Source organism: Streptomyces spiramenti, assembly GCF_012034385.1.
In the GTDB taxonomy this organism is placed as follows: Bacteria; Actinomycetota; Actinomycetes; order Streptomycetales; family Streptomycetaceae; genus Streptomyces; species Streptomyces spiramenti.
Genome location: NZ_JAAVJB010000067.1, coordinates 1 through 23,076, shown reverse-complemented (window position 1 = coordinate 23,076; position 23,076 = coordinate 1). Strand labels below are relative to the sequence as shown.

16 protein-coding genes and 2 pseudogenes are annotated in these 23,076 nt (G+C 75.3%); 12 read left to right on the top strand and 6 right to left on the bottom strand.

The window, feature by feature from the left end:
- From HCJ92_RS10820 to HCJ92_RS10810, 3 genes and pseudogenes are all read left to right on the top strand, one after another.
- A pseudogene (locus HCJ92_RS10820) lies at nt 1–786 on the top strand (histidine kinase); the annotation flags it as partial.
- On the top strand, nt 783–1,457 hold the full coding sequence (locus tag HCJ92_RS10815) for a response regulator (protein WP_167933285.1): 675 nt from the start codon (nt 783–785) through the stop codon (nt 1,455–1,457). The pseudogene HCJ92_RS10820 and the gene HCJ92_RS10815, both read left to right, overlap by 4 nt.
- 82 nt (nt 1,458–1,539) lie before the next feature.
- Nucleotides 1,540–1,890, top strand: a complete 351-nt coding sequence (locus HCJ92_RS10810; protein WP_245240772.1) for an SCO4225 family membrane protein — start codon at nt 1,540–1,542, stop codon at nt 1,888–1,890.
- A gap of 10 nt (nt 1,891–1,900) precedes the next feature.
- Here HCJ92_RS10810 and HCJ92_RS10805 read toward each other — a convergent pair whose 3' ends face one another.
- Both HCJ92_RS10805 and HCJ92_RS25350 read right to left on the bottom strand, forming a co-directional pair.
- Complete coding sequence (locus tag HCJ92_RS10805; protein ID WP_338054121.1) at nt 1,901–4,336, bottom strand: zinc-dependent metalloprotease; 2,436 nt, start codon at nt 4,334–4,336, stop codon at nt 1,901–1,903.
- Between the two features lie 83 nt (nt 4,337–4,419).
- Nucleotides 4,420–5,280 carry a UTRA domain-containing protein gene (locus HCJ92_RS25350; protein WP_167933284.1) on the bottom strand — a complete coding sequence of 287 codons (861 nt, stop codon included), beginning with the start codon at nt 5,278–5,280 and terminating at the stop codon, nt 4,420–4,422.
- A 502-nt stretch (nt 5,281–5,782) separates the two neighbouring features.
- On the opposite strand from HCJ92_RS25350, the gene HCJ92_RS10795 reads away from it, so the two are divergent.
- The 8 genes from HCJ92_RS10795 to HCJ92_RS10765 all read left to right on the top strand — a co-directional run bounded on the left by HCJ92_RS10795 (nt 5,783) and on the right by HCJ92_RS10765 (nt 14,461).
- Nucleotides 5,783–6,877, top strand: coding sequence for a peroxidase-related enzyme (locus HCJ92_RS10795; RefSeq protein ID WP_167933283.1), 1,095 nt, complete (start codon nt 5,783–5,785; stop codon nt 6,875–6,877).
- Between the two features lie 98 nt (nt 6,878–6,975).
- A complete protein-coding gene (locus HCJ92_RS24865; protein ID WP_245240774.1) occupies nt 6,976–8,064 on the top strand; it encodes an ABC transporter substrate-binding protein in 1,089 nt (362 codons plus the stop codon).
- Nucleotides 8,057–9,364: an ABC transporter ATP-binding protein gene (locus tag HCJ92_RS10790; protein WP_420824694.1), complete on the top strand. Its 1,308-nt coding sequence runs from the start codon at nt 8,057–8,059 to the stop codon at nt 9,362–9,364. Before HCJ92_RS24865 ends, HCJ92_RS10790 begins: the two co-directional genes overlap by 8 nt.
- A gap of 47 nt (nt 9,365–9,411) precedes the next feature.
- Complete coding sequence (locus HCJ92_RS10785; protein ID WP_167933281.1) at nt 9,412–10,473, top strand: phosphatidylinositol-specific phospholipase C domain-containing protein; 1,062 nt, start codon at nt 9,412–9,414, stop codon at nt 10,471–10,473.
- A 221-nt stretch (nt 10,474–10,694) separates the two neighbouring features.
- A complete protein-coding gene (locus tag HCJ92_RS10780) occupies nt 10,695–10,919 on the top strand; it encodes a hypothetical protein (RefSeq protein WP_167933280.1) in 225 nt (74 codons plus the stop codon).
- Between the two features lie 235 nt (nt 10,920–11,154).
- Entirely contained in the window at nt 11,155–13,116 is a 1,962-nt protein-coding gene (locus tag HCJ92_RS10775) for a hypothetical protein (RefSeq protein WP_167933279.1), read from the top strand.
- A gap of 363 nt (nt 13,117–13,479) precedes the next feature.
- Nucleotides 13,480–13,710 carry a hypothetical protein gene (locus HCJ92_RS10770; protein ID WP_245240771.1) on the top strand — a complete coding sequence of 77 codons (231 nt, stop codon included), beginning with the start codon at nt 13,480–13,482 and terminating at the stop codon, nt 13,708–13,710.
- A 1-nt stretch (nt 13,711) separates the two neighbouring features.
- Nucleotides 13,712–14,461: a peptidoglycan recognition protein family protein gene (locus HCJ92_RS10765; protein ID WP_167933278.1), complete on the top strand. Its 750-nt coding sequence runs from the start codon at nt 13,712–13,714 to the stop codon at nt 14,459–14,461.
- Nucleotides 14,462–14,591: 130 nt separating this feature from the next.
- On the opposite strand, the pseudogene pulA reads toward HCJ92_RS10765, so the two are convergent.
- Nucleotides 14,592–17,240, bottom strand: a pseudogene (pulA, locus tag HCJ92_RS10760) (pullulanase-type alpha-1,6-glucosidase); the annotation flags it as partial.
- Between the two features lie 252 nt (nt 17,241–17,492).
- A complete protein-coding gene (locus HCJ92_RS10755) occupies nt 17,493–19,241 on the bottom strand; it encodes a carbohydrate-binding module family 20 domain-containing protein (protein ID WP_167933276.1) in 1,749 nt (582 codons plus the stop codon).
- A gap of 397 nt (nt 19,242–19,638) precedes the next feature.
- On the opposite strand from HCJ92_RS10755, the gene HCJ92_RS10750 reads away from it, so the two are divergent.
- Nucleotides 19,639–20,124: a hypothetical protein gene (locus HCJ92_RS10750; RefSeq protein WP_167933275.1), complete on the top strand. Its 486-nt coding sequence runs from the start codon at nt 19,639–19,641 to the stop codon at nt 20,122–20,124.
- 70 nt (nt 20,125–20,194) lie between these two features.
- Here HCJ92_RS10750 and HCJ92_RS10745 read toward each other — a convergent pair whose 3' ends face one another.
- Nucleotides 20,195–21,262, bottom strand: a complete 1,068-nt coding sequence (locus HCJ92_RS10745) for a LacI family DNA-binding transcriptional regulator (protein ID WP_167933274.1) — start codon at nt 21,260–21,262, stop codon at nt 20,195–20,197.
- The gene (locus tag HCJ92_RS10740) at nt 21,247–22,920 is read right to left on the bottom strand and encodes a glycoside hydrolase family 13 protein (RefSeq protein WP_167933273.1); all 1,674 of its coding nucleotides are present in this window, start codon (nt 22,918–22,920) and stop codon (nt 21,247–21,249) included. The genes HCJ92_RS10745 and HCJ92_RS10740 overlap by 16 nt, the downstream gene beginning before the upstream one ends.
- Between the last annotated feature and the right edge of the window lie 156 nt (nt 22,921–23,076).

Sequence of the window (23,076 nt, the reverse complement as noted above, 5' to 3'; positions counted from 1 at the left end):
GGGCCGGGGTGGGCGGCGGTCGCGGCGGTCGCCGCACCGGTGGCCGCGGTGGGCGCGGGGTGGTGGTCCGGGTGCCGGTACGGGGCCCGGACGCGCGCGGCGCGCCTGGCCCACGAGGACCGGATCACCGAGTGGACCGGTGAGGCGGTGCGGGAGGCGTGGGCCGAACGCAGCCGTATCACGGCGGGGTTGGAGACGACGGTGCTCGCCCGGACGGCCGCCATGGTCCGGGAGGCCGAGGCCGGCCGGTTGGCCGAGACCGCGGAGCGTGCCCGGGAGGCGCTCGCCGCCATGCGGGCGCTGCTCGACCGGCAGGGGACCACCGCCGAGTACGCCGAGCGGCGTCCCCAGCCCACGCTGGGGGCGCTGGACCTGCTGGTGCGGCAGAGCCGTGCCGCGGGGCGGCGGGTGGAGGTGCGGGCTGACCCGGAGGACCTGCGCGGGCTGCCCGTGGCGGTGGACCTGGCGGCCTACCGGGCGGCGGAGTCCCTGCTGGCCGCCGCGGGGAGGGGCCCGGCCGTGCTGCGGGTGGAGCGCGGCCCGGAGTGGCTGACGCTGTGCGCGGAGGGGCTGCGGGAGCTGCTGCCGGAGCGGAGTGCCGAGCTGGCGGCGGGCGCCGAGGCGCTGCGCGGTACGTTCACCTCCGCGTCGGCGGGCAGTGCCCGGCTGCTGCTGCCGCTGGGGGCGGGGCGCGTCGACGACGCGGCCCCGGGCGGGCGCCCGGTGGACCCGGGCCACGGAGAAGGGGGCGGCGGCGCCCCCGAGGAGGAGCGAGGATCCCGATGAGCGTCAAGGTGATGGTCGTGGACGACCAGAGCGTGGTGAGGGCGGGCTTCGCCGCCGTGATCGACGCGGAGGAGGATCTCACCGTCGTGGGTGAGGCGGGCGACGGCGCCGCCGCGGTCCGGTTGGCGGAACGACTCTGTCCGGACGTGGTGGTGATGGACGTGCGGATGCCGGAGCTCGACGGCATATCCGCCACCCGCATCCTGACCTCTCGCCCCGAATCGCCGCGGGTGCTGGTGCTGACCACGTTCGACCTGGACGCCTACGTCTTCGACGCGTTGCGCGCCGGCGCCTCGGGCTTCCTCCTCAAGGACGTGCGCGCCTCCGAACTCCTGGACGGGGTCCGCGTGGTGGCGGCCGGGGAGAGCGTTCTCTCCCCCGCGGCCACGCGGCGGCTGATCGCCCACTACGCGGCCGGGCCCGACCACGGGAGGCATCCGGTCGGTGCGATGGCCCGCCTCACCGAGCGGGAGCGGTACGTGCTGACGCTGGTCTCCGGCGGGCTGAACAACGCGGAGATCGCCGATCAGCTCGGCATCACCGTGGGCACCGTGAAGTCGCACGTCAACGCGCTGCTACGGAAGTTGGGGCTGCGGGACCGGGTCCAGGCGACGATCCTCGCCTACGATCTCGGGCTCGCCCGGCCCCGCCCGCCCGGCGCCGGGGAGTGAGTCCGCCGTGACCACGCCGACGGCCGGTCCTCCCCGCCGTCTCCCGTCCCGCCGCTTCCGTGTCCCGGAGAGGACCACGCCCATGGAGAAGCCCACCCGCCGAGGCCGAGGCCGAGTGGGGGCGGCCGGCTCGCCCGTCGCCCGCACGCTGCGCGCCGCCCTGACGTCGTCGATCGCCCTCGGCTACCTCGGGCTCGTGTTCGCTCTGTTGGTCTGGGCGGCCGTCGTCAGCGCGGCCCCTTCGCCGGACGCGTCGTTCGCCGGTATCTGGCCGGTGCTGGCGACCGCGCCGCTCAGTCTCTTCGCTCTCCTGCTGCCCCTGCCCGACCATCCGGGGTGGCTCGTGGTGTCGGTGGCGCTGTGCGGGCTGGTCAACGCCGTCGCCGTCGGCTGGTGCCACCGCACGCTGGGGCGGCGGCGGGAGGACCGCTGAGGCCCCGGTCTCACAACGGGGCTCCGGGCGGGATCCGGGGCGGCGCCCCGAGGCCCGCGGTGGTCGGGGCGGCGAGGAAGGCGCGGAGCCTGCGGCCGGTGCGCCGTTCGGAGGCACGGTCCTCGTCCGGCGTGGCGCTCGGGGGGCCCGCGGCCGGAGCTGCCGCCGGAGGGTCGAGGCGGTCGGCCAGTGTCTGGAGCCGGCCCTCGACGACGTCGCGCACCGCCGGGGGGAGCGAGTCGCCGCCGGTCGCGACGGCGAGGTACCGCAGGACGACCCACCCGGCGGTCCGCCGGGCCAGCGCCGCCTGGCCGGGTGTGACGCCGGGTCGGTCCGCGGTCCCGTAGCCGCCGTCGTCGTCCGCGGCCCGGGGCCAGCAGGCGTCGAGAAGAGCGTCGACGATCTCGCCGGGCCCGGGCCGGGCCGGGTCGGTCGCATGCTGCCAGGCGGTGCGCGTCAGCCGCGCGGGGTCCAGCAGCGACTCGGCGACCAGGGCGGCGGCGGCCTCCACCGCCGACAGCGGGTCGAAGACGCGCCCCGCGCGGGTGTCGAGGTACTCCCGGCCGCGGGTGCGGCGGATCGCCGGCGGGGTGAGCAACCGCTCGGCCCGGTCGGGCAGCACCAGCTCGCCGGGGGTCAGCAGGTCGGCGCAGCGCCGGAGCGCCTTCCACTGGACGGGGGCGGCGACGGGTTCGGTGCCCGGTTCGCGCGGCGAGGGCTCGCCCGCGAGGGCATAGCGGTAGCGCATGCCGCCCACCTGCCGGGCGACGGCGGTCAGGGCGTGCCGGTGCAGCAGGTGCAGCAGGGCCGCGCGGGTCTCCAGCTCGCCGGTCTGGCGGTGGGGCGGCAGCACACCGCGGGTGAAGCCGTCCAGCGCGGCGCGGCGCACGGCCAGGGTCCGGTCCAGTGCCGCGAAGGGGTCGACCTCGTGGGGCAGCCAGACGGCGCCGTCCGCGTGGGCGGCGCCGGGGCCCTGCGCGTCCTCGTCGGCGAGGTTGGGCAGGTGCGCGCCGGTGCCTCGGGGTGGGAACGGCGGGGGGCCGGGCGCGTCGGGGCCGTAGGCGTGGGCCACCAGGAAGTGGTCCCAGGGGCCCAGCCCTTGGTGGTAGGCGTCGGTGAGGTCGGGGACGCCGTCCTCGGTGAGGGTGGTCTCCGGGTGCGGGTAGTCCATGACGGACGGCAGTGGGTGCGCGCGGTCGGCGAAGTTGTGCATGAAGCCCAGCGCGTGGCCGATCTCGTGCGCGGCGAGTCGGCGAAGCCGCCGCAGCACGGTCTCGCGCACCACGGCGAGCCGTTCCGCCTCCTCGGGGTGGCCGTAGGGGGCGAGCAGCGCCTCCGCCAGGGCGGTGACCTGCTCGGTGCGCTGGGAGCCGAGCCGCACCCGGCCGGCGAGGATCTCGCCCGTGCGGGGGTCGGTGAGCGCCTGGCCGTGGGACCAGCCGCGGCCGTCCCGGTGCACCCAGAGGACCACGTTCTTCGACAGGTCGTGGAGGTCGGTCCCCTCGGGCGCCACCTCGACGCGGAAGGCCCCGGGCAACCCGGCCCGTTCGAATGCCTGGCCCCACCAGTTCCCGCCCTCGACGACGGCGCTCCGCCAGGGTTCGGGGATCGCCGGGTCGACGAGGAAGACGACCGGCTCGACGGGTATCCCCGCACGGTCGACCCGGATGCGGAAGCGGGGCTGGAGGATGACCTCGGTGCCCCGGTCGGGCGGCGCTCCGTGGTCGTGGTGGCCGATTCCGTAGCCACCGGAGTCGGGGTGGTGGTGACGGGCGGTCAGGGGAGCTTCGGGGAGCGGGACCAGGTGGAGGTGCTGGACCACGCTGACCGTCCCCGGGAGCGGAGCGACCCCGCTCACGGCGTCGCCGGGCCGGGCGGAGCGGAAGGTGAGGCGGGCCGCGAGCCGGGCGCCCGCCGGGCCGTCCGTGACCTGGTCCGGTATCAGGTGGGAGGCGTCGCGCTCCAGGTCGTGTTCGCCCTGGCCCCGGGCAGCGAGGGTGGCGGCCACGCCGTGGAGGTCGAGGAGGGCCAGTCCGGTGGCGTCCACGACGGGGCCGTCGGGGCTCTGATGGATGATCGGGGCGCTCCACAGCGCCGTGTCGGCGAAGGACTCCGCTCCCGCCCGCAGGGCGGCGTCGTCACCCGAGGCGCGGTGGTGCTTGGGCGTCAGGACGAGGACGACGCGGTCGCCCGCCCGCCGGAACTCGGCGAGCCGGCCCTTCCCGAGGCGGCCTCGGTCGAGTCCGAGTTCGCTGGACCCGACCCCCTCGGCCAGCGCGGCTGTGACCAGGAAGGGCAGGTCGGTGCGGCGGATCTGCATCAGCAGGCGCCCGGGACGGTGGGCGTCCGGCCGGAGGAGTCGGGCGGGCGGGCGCCCGGCGTCCGGTGGGGTCGGCGCGGCGGCGTGGTCGCCGGGCCGGTCGCCGGGGTCGTGGGTCTCGCTCACCGCGTGCCTCCCTCTGGGTGCCGCCGCTCCGGCGGTGGGCCGATCGTAGGACGAGTTCCGGCCGGGGGCCGGGAGCTTCGCGGTCAGGGCGGGTCCGTGGCGGGCGGGGCCGGGATCTCGTAGGCGAGTCGGAAGCGTTCGCCGGGGACGACCAGGTCGGCCGTCTCCAGCGGGCGGTCCTCGGAGAAGTAGGTCCGTTCGATCGCGGCGACGACGGCTCCGTCCGCCAGGTCGAGGGCGGTGGTCTCGGCGGCGGTGCCGGGGCGCGCGGTCACGGTCTCGGTGACGTGGGTGACACGGATGCCGATGTAGGCCATCCGGGTGACGACGCTGCCGCCGGCGACGGGGCCGGCGCCGGGCAGGCTCACGGGCGTGCCACCGGTGAGGCCGAGGGGCTCCCAGCTGACGCAGAGCATGGCGGGCAGATCGTCGCTGTGCAGCAGGTACTCGCTGCGGATGACAGGCTCGCCGGCCGCCAGCGCGAGGCGTCCGGCGACGGCGGCGGTGGCGGCCTCGGTGGCGGAGTCGGGGGTGCCGCGCAGCGTGCGGGAGCTCCCATCACCCGGGGGTGGGGCCGGGTCGGCGGTGAGACCGGGCGCGCCGGCGAGCACGCGGGTGGCCGCGCAGCCGTCGGCCGCGGTGGGCCGGGGCGGTTCGCCGGGGGCGACGGCGAGCCGGCCGGCGATCCGCTCCGGGGACCAGCCCCGCGCCATGGTGGCGGTGGTCCGGGGTTCGCGCACGAACACCCCGCGGCCGGCCCTCCCCTGGGCCAGCCCTTCGGCCACGAGCAGCCGTACCGCCTGAGCGGCCACGTTGGAGCCGACGCCGTAGCCCGCAGCGAGTTCGGCGCGGGAGGGGAGCGCTGTGCCCGGCGGGAACTCGCCGGCGGCGATCCGGGCCCGCAGGTCGTCGGCGAGCCGCCGGTAGGAGGGGAACGACCTCACCTGATCTCACAATCCGGACGATGTCTCGCATGTCGAGACGATTTCTGGGTTCTTTCCGGCCCACCGCTTCGCGACGGACCCCACCGACCGTACCCCCGCGCACGCGCCTGATGCATCAGGCCCCACCCGACAGCCGCCGCCCAGCGCCGGGTGAGCAGTCGGGTCGACCGCTTGATGCATCAGGCAATACGTCTTCGACCTGCACCGATGGCGCCCGTATCGGACACGGAGCGTCGACGGTCCGCGACGCGTGAGCTTTGCGCGCCTCGATAGGACCGAGCTAGATTCTCTCTCCGGATCACGTCTCGAAAGCGGGTCCGCATGGTGATCGGTCCGCGGCGCAGCGAGGACGACACCAGGTGGCGGAAGGACGACGACGTCCCGACCGCACCGCCCCCGAGCCGAGGGGCGGGCCGCACCGGGCCCGCCGGGGTCGGACCGGATCCCTCCCCGAAGCGGCCACCGCGCCCGACGATCCGAGTGCCGAGAGGAGCAGTACCCGATGGGTGATCGCACCACGCTCCACCGAGCCGGCGTCCTGGCGCACACCGACGCGGCCCGCGCCGCACTGCTGAGGCCACGCGCCCCCGGGCGGCTCGGCGAGGCGCTGCGCGCCGAAGCGGCCGGCCTCGCCGCCGAGTCGGCCGGCCGCCCGGAGCTCACCGCCCGCTACGGCCGCGGCCCCACCGCTGGGTCACCGGCCGCCGCGGCGAACGACGACACAGCCGCTGCACGCCCGGCCGTCCGCGCCTTCACCCGCACCGCCACGCTCAGCCCCGCGGCAGTGGGCCGCGACGGTGTCGCCTCCCTGCTGGCGTCCGGGCTGGACGACGCGGCCGTCGTCTCCCTCGCACAGCTGGTCGCCTTCGTCTCCTACGAGGTCCGCGTGGCGGTCGGCGAGGAGCTGCTCGCCGGCAGGACGGCCGGGCCCCCCGCGGCTGCCGGAACGGGCGGGCCGCCGCCCCGGGGTCTCACCTCCGCTCCGCTGGTGTGGCACCCCTGGATCGACCCCGTGGACCCGGAGTTCCTCTCCGGCGGGCAGCGCGAGGTCCTCGACCGTCACGCCACCCTGTCGACGGACTCGCCCTACTACCGGACGCTGCTCCACGACCCGGCAGCCCTGGACCACCGCACGCACGTCTACAACGCGCTGATGTACGGCCGCGGCGGCCTGGCGCGGGCCGACCGGGAGCTGGTGACACTGGTCGCCTCCCGGGTCAACGGCTGCGCCTACTGTGCGGGCGTCCACGCCGGGAAGTTCGCGCGCTTGACGCGGGACGAGCGCCTCACCGAGGAGGTCCTGGCACACGGGTCCCCTGCCCTGGGCCACGACCCGCGCCGGAAGGCCGTGGCACGGTTCGCCGAGCGGCTCGCGGCCCCGGCACCGAGGGCCGACGCCGGTGACCTCGCGGCCGTGCGCTCGGCCGGACTCACCGACGAGGAGCTGCGGGACCTGGTGCACTGCGCCGCCCTCTTCGGCTGGGCCAACCGCCTGATGCAGACCCTGGGCGCACCGGCACCGCCCGGCGCACCGTGCCCAGGGGTCTGCTGTACCGGGACGTCCGTCGCCACGGCACCCCACGACGGCATGCGCTGACGCGCCGCCGCCCGGATCGCCCGCCGGACGTCCCCACCCCGTACCGCGGCCACCCCGCCGACCGACCGCCTCCCCTTCGCGAACCGGAGCCACCCGCCATGCCCCTGCGTCCCCGCGTTCTCGCCGTCTCCGCCGGCCTGCTGACCGGCACCCTCCTCCTCACCTCCTGCGCCGGGTCCGCCACCGCGCCCGGCGGCGGTGCCGCGGACGGCTCCGGCCGCCAGACGGTGACCTTCATGGGCTTCTTCGGCACCTTCCAGGACTCCTTCACCAAGACGGTCATCGAGCCGTTCGAGGACGCCAACCCGGACATCGAGATCGACTACGTGCCGATCCAGAACTCCGCCGAGGTACTGGCCAAACTGCGCGCGTCCAAGGAACGCCCCGTGGCGGACGTCGCCCTCATGGACAGCTCGGTGGCGCCCACGGCCAACGAGGAGGGGCTGTTCGCCCGCCTCGACCCGGCCCTCGTGCCCAACCTGGAGGAGCTGGTCGACGCCGCCCGGCTCCAGGAGGGGTACGGGCCCGGCCTGACCCTGGACAGCCTGTCCATCCTCTACAACAGCGACCGCGTGCCGGACGCGCCCACCAGCTGGGACGACCTGTGGGACGAGCGGTTCGAGGGGCGGCTGGCGATGCCCATCGCCGACACCCGCGGCGTGGCTCTGCTCATCGCACTGTCGGACATCCTCGGTGAGGACTACCAGCAGGACATCGACCCCGCGATCGAGCGGCTCAGGGAGCTGGCGCCGGCCGTCCAGACCTGGCAGCCCTCCCCCGACGTGTACACCTCGGTCCAGTCGGGGGAGGTCGACGTGGCGGTGGGCTGGAACGCCCGCGGCCAGTTCTACCAGGACTCCTCGGACGGCACGGTCGTCCCCGTGCTCCCCGAGGAGGGCACCGTCCAGCAGGTCAACTCGATCAACCTGGTCAACAACTCGGCCAACGCCGACGCGGCGCAGAAGTTCATCGACTACGCGATCGGCGCCGAGGCGCAGAAGGCGTTCGGCGACGACGCCTACTACGCGCCGGTGAACGAGAACGCCGAGCTGGCCGAGGATGTCGCCGAGCGCACCACTGCCTCCGAGACGCAGCAGGACAAGCAGATCGCGGCCGACTGGAGCTGGCTCACGACGCGCTACACCGCGTGGGTGGACCGCATCAAGCGGGAGGTCATCGGTGACTGAGCCCACCGGCGGCCCGCCGCCGCTCGCGGACCCGGTCGCGGCGACCGCCACCGGGGCGGGCGAGGGCCACCTCGTCGTCGACGGCCTGGTCAAGACCTACCCGGGCCGCCACGGCGCGGCCGTCCGCGGGGTCTCGCTCTCCGTCCCCCGCGGCGCCATGCTGGCCGTCCTCGGTCCGTCCGGGTGCGGCAAGTCGACGACGCTGCGGATGATCGCGGGGCTCGTGGCGCCCTCGGCCGGACGGGTCCTGGTCGACGGCGAGGACGTCACCGACGTCCCGGCGCACCGCCGCGACATGGGCGTCGTCTTCCAGTCCTACGCCCTCTTCCCGCACATGGACGTGGCCGGCAACGTCGCGTTCGGCCTGGAGATGCGGAAGGTGCCCCGGGCCGAACGGGAGCGGCGGGTCGCCGAGGCGCTGGAACTCGTCCGCCTGGACCACCTGGCGCGCCGCCGGGTCTCGCAGCTGTCCGGGGGGCAGCAGCAGCGCGTGGCACTGGCCCGGGCGCTGGTGGTGCGTCCCGAGGTGCTGCTGCTGGACGAACCGCTGTCCAACCTCGACGCCCAGCTGCGGAACACGATGCGCGAGGAGATCCGCCGCATCCAGCAGGAGACCGGCATCACGACGGTCTTCGTCACCCACGACCAGCACGAGGCACTCTCCATGGCCGATCAGGTCGCCGTCCTCCACGAGGGACGGCTGGAACAGCTCGGCAGCCCGCAGGAGATCTACGAGCGGCCGGCGTCCCGGTTCACCGCCGAGTTCGTCGGGCGGGCCAACCTGCTCCCGGCCACGGTGGTCCGGGGAAGGCCGCCCGTCGACGGACGCGCGGCGACCGCGGTGGAGGTGGCCGGTGTCGGCCGGATCACCGCCGAGGGCGACGCCCCGGCGGCCGGCGAGGCGGTCACGGTGCTGCTGCGGCCCCACCGGGTCGTCCTCGACGCCGACGCCGCCGCGGGTGACGGCGTCCTCGTCGGCACGGTGCTGACCGCCGGCTACACGGGGGAGACCGTCGCCTACCGGGTGCGCGTCGGCGGCGACGGCCCCGAGCTGGACGTGGAGCTGCCGAGCGGTTCGCACCGCCCCCTGGCACCGGGCACCCCGGTGGCGGTCTCCTGGCAGGAGGGGGCCGCCCGGCTGGTGCCGGCCGCCCCGGCCGCCGCCCGTCGCGGTCCGACCCGCCGACTGCCAGGGGGGCGGGAACGGCGGGCTTCGGTCGTTCAGGCGGTGGACACCGGCCGATCCCCTGGCCGACCTCCCGCAGTTTGCCCGAACTGCCCTACGGTGCAAGGGTTTTGACCAGCTCCGGGCCCCACTACGGCCCGGCTCACCCCAGGGGTGGCTGCATGCGGAACTCCGCACGTACCCGGACGGTCCTGACGGGAACGGCGCTGGCGGCTCTGGCCGCCGTGCTCGTCCCCTCCCCCACGCAGGCGGCCTCGGCCTCCGACGCTACCGGCTCGCTCCCGCACCCGTCGGTCACGACGGTCGGCGTGCACAACGCCTACGAGAAGTCCACCTTCCCCTACCTCGCCGACGCCCTCGACTCCGGCGCCGGCCTCGTCGAACTCGACGTCTGGACGAACTTCTTCGGCGGTACCTGGCGGGTCGCGCACGACAACCCGCTGGGCAACGACAACAACTGCGCCGACGCCTCCGACGCCTCGCAGTTGCGGGGTGGCCCCCGCGACCACGGACTGGCGGGCTGCCTGCGCGACCTGCGGGCCTGGCACGACGCCAACCCCGGCCACCGGCCGATCCACCTGAAGTTCGAGATGAAGGACGGCTTCGCCGCCAACCTCGGCCGCGGACCGGCCCAGTTCGACGCCCTGGTGCGGCAGATCCTCGGCGACGCCGTCCACCGCCCCGGGGAGCTGCTCGGCGCCCACCCGACCCTGGACGCCGCCGCCCGCGCCGGGGCCTGGCCGACGCGCGACGAGCTCGCCGGACGGTTCGTCATCCACCTCATCCCCGGTACCGTCGAACAGCGCAACCCCTTCGACACGCTGTGGACCGACGTGGAGTACGCACGCCACCTGCGCGACCTGGCCGCCGCGGGCCGTGCGGACCAGGCGACCGCGTTCCCCGCCGTGCTGGGCGCAGAGGCGGGCGACCCCCGCACCGGCCGCTACCAGGACGCCTCGCTGCGCCCGTGGTTCGTCGTCTTCGACGGCGCCGCGACCGCCTACACCGGTCCGGGCATCGACACCGGGTGGTACGCCGCCAACAACTACGTCCTGGTCATGACCGGCGCCCACTCCGTGGCTCCGGCGATCGACAACCGGACCCCGACCGCCGCGCAGGCGCTCGACCGGGCGGCTTTGCTCGCCGGGCACCACGCGACCGTCCTGACCTCCGACTGGGCGACGCTCCCGGAGGTGCTGCGCACCTCCCTGCCGCGCGGCTGACCTACCTCACCGCTGCGCCGCCACCGTCCGGCCGCACCCCGCGTCCGCCCGCCCCGATCGCAGCGGGCGGACCGGGCGGCCGACCGGTGGGCGGGCGCCGGGGCCGGGGGCGTGCCCCGCCGTCGCCGGGGTAGGCCATGCCGAACGCGTCGCCGTGTCGACGGGCCGTTCGCCAGGAACCGGCCCGCACAGCTCGGCCCGCCCGACCGGAGAGGAGGCCCATGGAGCTCGCAGTGCCCCTCCTGATCGCCTGCGTGGGGGTGGCCCTCATCGTGTTCCGGGAGCGGCTCGCCGAGGCCAACACCGCACGCTGGGGCAGCCGGTTCGCCCGGATCGGCCTGGGGCACGACCGGACGCACAAGGCGGGGAGGACGTCGCAGCTGCTCGTCGGGAGCATCTTCGTCCTCGTCGGCCTCTACGGCACGGTCACCTTCTTCCTCCCCTGAGCGAGCGCGCCGGCGAGCGGTCCCGGCCCACCCGACCGGCGCGGGCGGGGCCCGTGCGCCGCACCCGCGCGCCGCGCACCGGTCGTGCGGCTGGTCGGGCAGTAACCAGGGACCTCGGCCACTCGTTCAGCCGAATGTGTCGACTCCTGCGAACCCCTCCCGACCCGACGGCCGCGCCAGCGACGGCCGTCCCCCCAGCGTCCCCGGTCCGTTCCCCGGCGGCGCCACGACCGCGGTGAACACCCACCCCCGGGACGGCGGCGCCGGGGCCCCGGGGCCGCTCGACATGGAGCAGGCCGAGGCCGCGATCGTCGAGCACTACCGGCGGCTGGTGCGGCTGGCCTACGTGGTCCTACCCCCGTCGCTGGGCCGGCACCGCCGGGTGCTGACCGCGCATGCGGTCGCCCAGCGCGCCCTGCCCCGGGCCAAGTCGGTGGCGGACGAGGCGGCGGCCGTACCGAGGCAGCGCGCCGCGAACGGCCCCGCCGGTGACCCGGGTTACGCGCTGGTCCGGCTCCGGGCGCTCCGTGAGGCGTTGGACACCGGCCGACCGCCGCGGCTCGCGGGACGCGAGCTGGGCCGACTGCGACGGGCACAGCCGCTGCTGCCGCGCGTGTTCGGGTTGCGGCTGCGGCCGAGGTCGGGCGGCGGGGAGTCGCTGGCGCTGGAGAAGGCGCTGGCCGGGGTCTCCAGCAGCACCCGCGCGGCGTTCGCGCTGCAGCGACTGGAGGGCATGTCGCGCGAGGAGGCCCGGACGCTCCTGGTCGCGGCCGGGATGAGCGAACCCCACGCCCACGGCGCGGTCACCTCGGCGGCGCGGCTGCCGGGCGCGGAGGAGGCCGAGCAGGCGGGTCCCGCCTCGGTGCCGCCGCAGCTGGAGGACCCGGCGGTGCTGCACCTCCACCCGACCGACCTGGTGCGGCGGCGGCAGCGTCTGCGGACCGCGGTCGCCGTCGCCGCGGCGGTGGTCGTGGGGGCGGGCCTGCTGGCGGTGGTGCCGGACGGCGGGCCGTCGGGGAACCCCGCGGCCCTGCAGGCGCTGGACCCGTCGCTCGTGGTCAAGGCGCGAGCCGAGACCTGGCAGTCCGCGTCCCGGCTCGACTTCGCCGCCTGGCCGGCGCGCGGCGCGCTGACCGACGACAACGACCTGCTGCGTCGCGCGCTCGCCGTGTGGGCGGACCCGGACGACTCGGTGCGGGTGTCGGCCACCCCCGGCACCGCGGCCGGACCGGCCGCCGGGCCGCCGCAGCTGCTGTACGCCGGGGAGGTGGGCGACGCCCGGCTGGTGATCATGCACGACGGTCTGCGGCTCGTCCGCTACGGCGAGCCGCTGGAGGGCGAGGGGGCCGTGCTCGACTTCGCCAGGACGGACGGCGCGGACGGCTCGACCTCAGCGGTGGTGCTCAACCGCGACGCGGAGACCACCCGGTACCTGACCGCGCCGTGGGTGGCCGCGGCGGAGGTGCACGACCTGCTGCTCCCCGGCGCCGAACCGCGGGAGTTGGCGTTGGACGAGGAGGGCGTGACCGGCCCGGTGGCCAACGTCTTCAACCGCGAGAGCTGCACCACCTACCCGGTCGTCCGGTTCGCGGGCGGTGAGGGCGCGGGCGGTGAGGGCGCGGGCGGCGCCCCGGCGCCCGCGGTGCTGGCGGACATGGGCGAGCTGCTGCCGGCCCAGCTCGGCGGCGACGCGGGGTCGCCGCTGGAGGGGCCGGGCGCGGACGTCTGGGCCCGGACGGCCTGCCACCTCTCCTCGGTGAACGGCGAGGGGGTGCGCACCGTGACGAGCGTGTCCTTCGCGTCCCAGGAGCTGCCGGGCGGCGGCGGCACGGCGCAGTGGGTCTGTACCCGCGCGGAGACGTGGCGGGGCGCGGGCTCGCGCGCGATGACGCAGTTCCAGGGCCCGCAGGCCGACGGCGAGGCGGTGGCGCCGGGGGTGGTCACGGCACGCGCCGAGGACACCGCGGCGTGCGGGGAGCGGGCGCCGGAGCTGGTCGGCGGCATCCTCTGGAAGAGCGATGACGAGCAGTGGTTCCTGCTCGCCGCCGGCACCGAGGGGGTCGCCTCGATCTCGGCGGAGGGCGGCGTGAGCGGGTCCGTGCCGGGACGGATCGCGGCACTCCCCGCGACCGAGGGCGCGGAGGCGGAGCTCAGCGGCACGCTCTCGGACGGGACCACGGTCGCGGCGCTGAGCTGACCCGCTCGCCGTGCCGTGCCGCGGGGGCCACTCTCCGCGGCACGGCACGGACGGCACGCGCCCGCTCCCGCCCGCTGCCGTGGCTCTCCGGCGGTTCGTTCGCGGCGGACCGTACATCCACCTGGACCGGCAAGGGATCTACGCGCGAAGATGCCGTGGAGATGACTTCCCGCGACCTCCACGCGGATACGTGTCATGTACACCTCAGGAACGGGCACAACGCTGGCGACCACTCCGGTACCGCGGCTCCCACTCACCCGCGCCGCCACCGGCCGGGCTGCGGCCCGGCCGGTGGCGGCGCGGCGGCGAGGACAGGGTTCGAGGGACGTCCGGTACCGAACCGACCAGTTCGCTGGAGGAGCATTGTCCGGAAAGACCTCGCGACGCGGTTTCCTGACCGCCGTCGCAGCCGCCGCCGGGGGCGCGGTCGCACTCCCCGTGATCTGTGCCGGCACGGCCGTGGCCGCGCCGGGGGATCTCCCCGTCGTCACCCACCCCGACCACCCCGCCGCCCGTTGGGCGGCGAGTGCCGCGGGAGGCGCCGAACCGCTGAACGCCAGCGTGGCCTGCGGGCTGCACGGGAGGGCCGGCTGAGATGGCGATCTTCGTGACACGCGCCCAGTGGGGCGCCCGCGCCCGTCGCTCGGGCAACACCGACATCACCCCGCAGCACGGCGGGGTCTCCGTGCACCACGTGGACGGCGTCCGGGTGGCCCGCACCAGCCACGCCGACTGCGCGGGGCAGGTGCGCGGCATCCAGAACCACCACATGGACACCAACGGCTGGACCGACGTGGCCTACAGCCACCTGGTCTGCGTCCACGGGTACGTCTTCGAGGGGCGCGGTGAGGGGCAGCGCACCGCCGCCAACGGCACCACTCCCGGCAACCAGAACTGGTACGCCGTCTGCGGGTTGACCGGCGGAACCGCCGGCAACTACGACCCGATCACGGCGGAGTTGATCGACGCCTTCCACATGGCGATCACCCGGCTGCGCGCCTCCGGCGGCGCGGGCGGGGCGGTCAACGGCCACCGGGACCACACCTCGACCGCCTGCCCCGGCAACCTCTACCCGCTGGTGCAGGACGGCCGGCTCAACCCGGGCGGGGGCGGCCCCGGGACCCCGCCGTGGCCGGGGGTGTACTTCCGGCAGCCTCCGGTCATGAACCACGCGAGCGTGGGGAGTTGGCAGTCGCGGATGAACAGCGCCCACGGCTTCTCACTCACCGTGGACTCCTCCTACGGCCCGGCCTCCGAGTCGGCCTGCCGCACGTTGCAGAGCCGTGCGGGGATCGCGGTGGACGGCGTCGTCGGGCCGGCGACCTGGAACGCCACGTTCGGCTGACCGCGGGCGAAGCGGCGGGCCCGGGCCGGGGCGAGGCCCCGGCCCGGGGCCGTGGTGCGTGGTGCTGGTGCTCGGCCCGAGCGGATCGGAGGTGCCGGGGCCGCCTGCCCCGGCACCTCCGGTCCGGCCGTCAGCGGAGGGTGAAGACCGCGACCGTCCGGCCCGGCACGTCGAAGGTGCCGTCCTCGGCGTCGAAGGCGGCCCCGCGCACCACGGGGTCGTCGCCCTCGGCCTGTACCGGGTGCAGCGCGAACGCGGCGCCCCGGAAGGACGGGTGGTGCTGGCTGCTGGTCCCCGGCGTGGCGTTGATGACGACCACCAGGTCACCGGCGCGCATCGTGATCACCCCGGGTGCCTCGTGCTCCGTGCCGGAGAGCGGGAAGGACACCGCCCGCTGCACCTCGTCGAGGGTCGTCAGCCCGAAGGCGTCCTCGGTGGTGCGGATCGTGAGCAGGTCGCGGTAGGCGGCCTCGGTGGCGCGGATCTCCGCGCACCCCACCCGCAGCGACTCCTCGGCGAGCAGCGGCGCGGCCCACGGCCACTTGTCCTCGTTGTCCCACGCCGGCGGCAGGCCGCGTCCGAAGCCGTTGCCCGCCTCGCAGTCCCAGTGGATCGCGTTGAACCAGTCGCCCGAGTCGTAGCTGTTGCGGTCCAGCGACTTGGAGCGCAGCAGTTCGGCACCGGCCTGGCCGAAGGCGGCACCCTGGGAGAGCAGCGCCGTGCCCGTCGCCAGCACCTGCATCCTGGCCCGGTCGGCGGGTGCGGTGTCCGCGGGGAGCTTGTAGGCGAGGGCGTCGAACAGCGCCTCGTTGTCGTGCTTGTCGACATAGGCGACGGCCTCGCCCGGGGCTGCGGTGTACCCGGCCGGCGAGCCGTTGTAGTCCACCTCGGCGCCGGTCACCTCGCGCCCGGCGGAGTCGGTGAAACGGTAGTCGGCGAGGTTGCCGGTCAGCCCGACCTTGACCAGGTCCTGGTAGCCGAGGAGCCGTCGCAGCTGGTCGTCGGGGCTGCCGTTGGCGGCGGAGCCGTTGGGGGCGCTCCACAGCCCGGAGCCGAACCCCTGGACTCCCGGGTCCTCGTCGAACGGGCCGCCACCGCGCACGGCGTCGCGTGCCCGGTCGGAGAAGGTGGCGATGCCGGTGCCCGCCATGTTCCGCTGGGTCGCCTGCTCGAAGCGCGCGTCGTCGGCGACCTCGCCGAAGTTCCAGCCCTCGCCGTAGAGCACGACGGCGGCGCCGTCGATGCCGTCCCGCTCGGGGGTGAGCTCGTCCAGGGCGGCGCGGACGTCGAGCAGGTTCTGCTTGGGGTGGTGGCCCATCAGGTCGAACCGGAAGCCGTTGACGCGGTAGTGGCGCGCCCACAGCACGACCGAGTCGACGGTCAGCTTCCCCATCATCGCGTGCTCGGGAGCGGTGTTGGGGCAGCAGGTGGAGTCGGCGACGCTGCCGTCCTCCAGCAGCCGGTGGTAGTAGCCGGGGACGATCCGGTCCAGCACGGAACGCTCGTCCTGGCCGGCGGCGAAGGTGTGGTTGTAGACGACGTCCACGACCACCCGCAGGTCGCGCTCGTTGAGGGCGCGCACCATCTCGCGGAACTCCACTGTGCGGGCGGTGCCCTCCGCGTCGGTGGCGTAGGAGCCCTCCGGCACGTTGAAGTGCACCGGGTCGTAGCCCCAGTTGTAGGCGTCGCGGCCCCTGACCTCCGAGACGCACTCCTGCTGGCGCGGCGAGTCGGGGGCGAAGGAGCCGAGGTCGCAGTCGGGTTCGCGCCGGTCGGCCGGGTCCTCCGGGACGGAGCCGATGTCGTTGGTGGGCAGCAGGTGCAGGTGGGTGGTACCGGCGTCGGACAGCCGCTGCAACTGCCGCGTCCCGTCGCTGTCCTCCTCCGCGAACGCCAGGTAGCGGCCCGGGTGCCGGGAGGTGGGGTCCGCGACGGAGAAGTCGCGGACGTGGACCTCCTGGATCGCCGCCCGAGCCATCGGCACCGCCTCCGGCGCGGCGGCGTCCGCCCAGCCGTCGGGGGCGAGTGCCGGGTCGGCGAGGTCCACGACCAGGCTGTGCGTCCCGTCGGTGGTCAGCGCGGTCGCATACGGGTCGGTGACCTCGTTGGTGACGACGGCCCCGGCCTCGGGCGCCCACACGGTGACGTGGAAACGGTAGGCGGCGCCGTACCAGTCCGCGTCGCCGGTGACGGACCAGACCCCGTCGGCGTCGTCCCGCCGCATCGGGTGGAGTTCGCCGTCGATCTCCGCCCGGACCTGCTGCGCCGTCGGTGCCCACAGTGCGAGCCGGGGGACGCCCGGCCGCCACTGCCCCTCGGTGGCGCCGCCCGGGGCTCTGGTGGCGGTGTCCGCGGCGGGGACGCCCGGGGTGGCGTCGAGGAAGGAGGCACCGAGCGTGGCGCCGGTCGCCTCGGCCGCGTAGAGGTCGTCCAGCACGCCGGGGAGCTGGACCCCGGTGGCGCGGAGCAGCGCGCCGTCCGGGCCGCGGTGCACGGCGACGACCTGACCGCGGAGCGCGTCGGCGGCGGACCGGGCGCCCGCTCCGGTGAGGGCGAAGGCCGGCTGGTCCGCGAGGTGCGGGAATCGGTCGCGCTGCTCGTCGGTGAGGGTGGTGGGGGTCAGGTCGATCGGGGTGCCGGGGCCGGTGAGTTCCCCGTCGGCCGTCGTCAGCGAGCCGGAGGCGTCGTGCACCAGCTGCCAGGCGGCGCCGGGGTCGACGGGCGTCGGCCAGACGACGGTCCCGCGGTCGATCCAGTGGGCGCGGGCCTCGGTGAGGTCGTGGGCGTCGGTCTGAGCGGTCCGCCCGGCGGTGGCCGACGACCCAACGGTGAGGGGCGTGCCTGGCGTGGGGGCGGCCGGGGCGGGAGCCGCGTGGAGCAGCGTCGCCAGTACGCCGGCAGAGGCGGCGACCGCCAGCAGGCGGCGGGGTGAAGGGGGTCGCGGCACGGTGGGGGTGCTCCTTCGGGGGTGGGGGTGGGTGAGGCGGACGGGGCGCCCCGGTGGCGGCCGGGGCGGCCCGTCGCGGAGGGGTCAGCCGCGCCAGGTGTCGGCGAGGTCGATCCGGCCGGTGGCGGCGGCCGTCGCGGTGCGGTTGGCACCGGACTCCCAGACGACGCCCCCGTCCTCGGTCTTGCGCAGGTACTTGTACTCGAAGGAGGTGCCGCCGGGCAGCGTCACCTGGCCGCGCCACAGCGGGTAGTCCGTGGAGCCGAGCGGCACGGCCGCGGCCGGGTTCCAGGAACCGAGCTGCGGGACGGAGCCGACGACGTGGAGCGACTCGCCCCAGCGGGTGGTGGCCTGGACGCCGAAGGCCGCGGTGGACTGGCCGGGCTGCGGGGCGCCGGGGCCGCCGTTGCCCGAGCAGTCGCGTGCACCGGCGTGCAGCGCCAGGGCGGTACCGGCGGCGACGGAGGCGGTGAAGCGGCCCGAGCCGTCGACAGTCACGGCGCGGCCGGACTGCACGTCGCAGTAGGTGCCGCCGGGGAGCGAGCTCTGGAAGGTCCGCTGGACCGGCGCGGACTCGTGGTTGATGACCACGTAGCCGCGGTCGCCGCGCCCGAACGCGATGACGTCGTTGCCGTTGTCCCACCAGTCGGTGACTCCGGCGTCGCCGACCGCGTTGCGGAACCCGACCATGGACGAGATCTCGTTCCAGGCGTGCTGGCACTTCCAGTTGTCCTGGTAGCAGTCGCGCACCTCGCCGCCGCGCGGCGGTCCGGCGTCGTAGTCGGTGAACTCGTACCCCGAGTGGATGTCGGGGCTGCCGTAGTTCCACGCCAGCATGAAGACGTTGGCGAGGGTGTAGGTGGAGCCGTCGCGGTAGGTGAGGGTGGAGCCGTTGCGCTCGGTGTCGTGGTTGTCGACGAACACCCCGGCGCCCGCGGACGGCAGGTAGCCCCAGCTCGGGCCGAAGTCGTCGAGGTATGCGAGGCGTTCGTTCTGGAAGATCCGCTTGAGGTCGAAGGCGTGGCGGAACTCCTGCACGTCGCCCGCGCCGGTGTACTCGTCGGGGTGGACCGCCTCCCCCGCGCCGTAGATCATCTCCTGTTTCCAGTAGACCGAGCCGTCGCCGACGCCCGCACGGATCTGCTCCATGTGCTGGGCCGGGATGTGCTTGGCGGCGTCCACGCGGAAGCCTGCGACGCCCCAGTCGAGCAGGGTGTTCATGTAGCCGGCGATGGTCTGCTGCACGTAGGCGCTGCCGGTGTCCAGGTCGGAGAGGCCCACCAGTTCGCAGTGCTGCACCCGCCAGCGGTCGCCGGCGTAGTCACCGGGGGCGATGTCCTGACGGCAGTCGTTGAAGTCCTGGCTGCCGTACAGCCCCGGGTAGTCGTACTTGGTGTACGAGCTGCCCCCGGTGCCGGTGCCGGACCCGGCGGCCATGTGGTTGATGACCGCGTCGACCACCACCCCGACCCCGGCGTCGGAGCAGGTGTTCACCATCGACCGGAACTGCTGCTGGTTGCCGAGGCGGCCGGTGATGTCGTAGCTGACGGGCTGGTACTGGGTCCACCACTGAGATCCCTGGATGTGCTCCTGCGGCGGGGAGACCTGGACGAACCCGTAGCCGGCGGGGCCGAGTCGGGTGGTGCACTCGCGGGCGATCGAGTCGAAGTCCCAGGAGAAGAGGACGGCGGTGACGTCCTTGTCGCCGGGGGGCGCTGCCTGGGCGCCGGGACCGGCCGCCAGGGTCGCCGCCGTCATCGCGGCGGCGGTGGCGGCGACCGCGGCGGCTCGTGCTCTGCGGCGGGGTGCGGGTCTACCTGAGCTGGGGGACATGACGCCTCCGGTAGGAACGTGGGGAGGGTCTCCCGCCGCCGTCCCAGCGCCGGGGGACCCGTGGAGCCTGGAGAGCGACGTGCCCCGCCCGCGGGGGCGATCACGGGGCGACGACGCCGGCAGGGAGTCGGCGGAAATTTCTGCAACTCCTTGCACGCAGGACCGTAGATGTGGCTCACCCTGCGGTCAAGAGTTCTGACGCAACGGCGCCCCGACCGGGACGTCGCAGGAAGATGGCAACGCAACCTGTTGCGCAAGAAGTTGCGACACGCGTCCCGCCCGCTCCCCTCACGCCCACGGAACCGTTCGCGCGCACCCCGGCGGGCCCCGCCTGCCAGGGGTGGCGCACTCCCCCGAACCGCCGCGCGACGCGCGCCGGTAGCGGTACCGTCGTGCCATGTCCCGTGCGCCGCAGCCGGAATGGACCGTCTACGCCCATTCCACCGACTCCCAGCTCCATCCTCTGGGCGCGCCTCCGGTGCCCCGCACGCCGGGGGGTGGGCCGGTCGCGGCACTGAGCTGGATCACGGGCGTCAGCGCCGACCACGGGGTGCTGCGCACCCTGGCCGTGCACACCGCGGCGGACGGCACACCCGCCACGCTGACGACGTGGCGGCACACCGGCGGCGGCGAACCGGAGCTGGACCCGGTCAGCTGCCTGCGGCGGGACCTGCTCTTCCACGCGGGCGAGACCGCACGGCAGGTGCCGGTGGACGACGAGACCCACGACCCGGGGGACGGGGAACGCGTCACCTCGACCGCCCGGAGCCACGGCATGACCTGGCGCGCCTATCGGCTGGGCGGGCTGACCGTGACCCTCGGCCACCACGACGAGGACGCGCCGGAATGGAGCGGCGGCCCCCGGGCCGAGGACCGAGGCTGAGGCCGGGGGCGGAGTCCCCGGGGGCGACGCCCCCGAGGCGGAGGCTCCCGCCGCCCGCGTCCCGGCCGGCTCAGCCGGCCGGCGGGGCGGTCGAGCCGCGCACCACCAGCTCCGGCTGGAAGACGAACTCGTTGTGGTGGGCCGCGTTGCCCGCGACCTCCTCCAGCAGCGAGTCCACCGCCGCCGCGGCCATGGCGCGAACCGGCTGACGCAGTGTGGTGAGCGGCGGGTCGGTGAAGGCGAACAGGTCGGAGTCGTCGTAGCCGACGACCGAGACGTCCTCCGGCACCCGCAGCCCCCGCTGGCGGATCGCGCGGACGACGCCCAGCGCCATCATGTCGCTGCCGCAGACCACCCCGGTGCAGCCCGCGTCGAGGAGCGCCCCGGCGGCGGCCTGGCCGCCCTCGACGCTGAAGAGGGTGTGCTGCACCAGCCCCGCCTCGCGCGCCTGGTGCGCGTCGAGCCCGGTGGCCGCGAGGAAGCCGGCGAGTTTGCGCTGCACCGGTACGAACCGGGTGGGCCCGACCGCCAGCCCGACGCGGCGGTGGCCGAGGTCGCGCAGGTGCCCCACCGCCATGCGGGTCGCCGCGGCGTCGTCCGGGGAGACGAACGGGGCGGCCACCGCCGGGTTGAAGCCGTTGATGCAGACGAACGGGACGCCCCGGCCCGCCAGCCGGACGTAGCGGCCCGGGTCGGCACTGGTGTCGGCGTGCAGTCCCGACATGAAGACGATGCCGGTGACGCCGCGTTCGACGAGTTGTTCCACCAGCTCGTCCTCGGTGGCGCCGCCGGGGGTCTGGGTGCAGAGCACCGGGGTGTAGCCGTGCCCCGCGAGCATCTGTTCGATCACCTGGGCGAACGCGGGAAAGATGGGGTTGGTCAGCTCGGGGATGACCAGTCCGACCAGCCCGGCGCTGCGCTGCCGCAGCCGGACCGGCCGCTCGTAGCCCAGGACGTCCAGCGCGGCGAGCACCTTCTGCCGGGTGGCCGCCGCCACCCCCGCCCGGCCGTTGAGGACCCGGCTGACGGTGGCCTCACTCACCGCCGCCTGACCGGCGATGTCGGCGAGCCGCGCCGGACCGGCCGGCGCCCCCCGCGGGGGGCGTCCGACCGGAGCCTGCGTCACGCCCGCCACCACACGGTGGTGTCGGCGGGGAGCGGGCCGCCCTCGTACGGGCGGCTGGCGAGCAGCACCTCACCGGCGGTGAGGGCGGGGTCCAGCTCCACCGGCGCGCCGGTGGTGTTGGCGGCGACGACCACGGCGGAGCCGTCGCCGGCGGTGCGTCGCAGGGCGAGGACGCCCTCGGGCGCTTCCTCCCATCGCACGCCGGTACCGGCGCCGAGCGCCGGGTGCTCACGGCGGATGCGCAGCGCGGCGCGGTAGAGCTCCAGGGTGGAGCCGGGGTCGCCGGTCTGCGCTTCCACCGACAGCGCGGCCCAGTCGGCGGGCTGCGGCAGCCAGCTGCCGCCAGGGCCGAACCCGAGCGAGCTGCCCTCGCGGGTCCAGGGCAGCGGCACCCGGCAGCCGTCGCGCAGCCCGTCCTGGCCGTTGTCCTTGAAGAAGGAGGGGTCCTGCCGCACCTCGTCGGGGAGGTCGGTGACCTCGGGCAGGCCCAGTTCCTCGCCCTGGTAGACGTAGGCGGAGCCCGGCAGGGCCAGCATCAGCAGCGAGGCGGCGCGGTCGCGGCCCGGGGCCTCGCCCAGCCGCGTGCGGTGCCGGACCACGTCGTGGTTGGAGAGCACCCAGGTCGTGGGGGCGGCCACCGGGCGCATCGCGTCCAGCGAGGAGTCGATGACGCGGCGCAGGGCGTCGGCGTCCCAACCGGTGTCCAGGTAGTGGAAGTTGAACGCCTGGTGCAGTTCGTCGTGGCGCAGGTAGAGCGCGGTGCGGTCCTCGCTGGGGGTCCACGCCTCGGCCACGCCGATGCGCTCGCCGGGGTAGGAGTCCAGGATGCGGCGCCAGTCGCGGTAGATCTCGTGCACGCCGTCCTGGTCGAAGAACGGCAGCTGCTGGTTGCCGAGGAGCTTCAACTGGCCGGCGTGGCCCATGTCCGGCAGTCCGGGCGCCTTGACCATGCCGTGGGCGACGTCGATGCGGAAGCCGTCCACACCGCGGTCGAGCCAGAACCGCAGCACCGCGCGGAACTCCTCGCGTACCTCCGGGCTGTCCCAGTCGAAGTCGGGCTGCTCGGGGGCGAAGAGGTGCAGGTACCACTCGCCGGGGGTGCCGTCCGGATCGGCAGAGCGGGTCCAGGCGGGGCCGCCGAAGATGGACTCCCAGTCGTTGGGCGGGAGTTCACCGTTCTCGCCCTTCCCGGGGCGGAAGTGGTAGCGGGACCGCATCGGGGAGCCGGGGCCCTCGGCCAACGCCTGCCGGAACCAGACGTGCTGGTCGGAGGAGTGGTTGGGGACCAGGTCGACGATGACGCGCAACCCCAGGCCGTGGGCGTCGTCGATCAGGGCGGTGGCGTCGTCGAGGGTGCCGAAGATGGGATCGATGGCACGGTAGTCGGAGACGTCGTAGCCGGCGTCCGCCTGTGGCGAGGCGTAGAAGGGGCTCAGCCAGACGGCGTCCACCCCGAGGTCCGCGAGGTAGGGCAGCCGGGCGCGGATGCCCGGGAGGTCGCCCATGCCGTCGCCGTCGGCGTCGGCGAAGGACCGCGGGTAGACCTGGTAGATGACGGCTCCGCGCCACCAGTCGGAGGCCGCTCCGGTCTCGGAGGACTCCTCGGCGGGCGCGGCCCGCCCCGTGGCGGGGGCGGCCGGCTGGGTGCGGTCGGCGAGGTGGTGGGTCATGTCTTCCCTGGGTTCGTCGGGTTCGTCCGGGAGCGGCGGGCCGGGGCCCGCCCGCGTCCGGGCCGGGGGCCGCGGGCTGTCGATGGGTCGGGGCGGTCGGTGGGGGGCGTACGCCGGGTGCCGCGCCGCGCGGCGGGGGGGGGGGGGGGGGGGGGG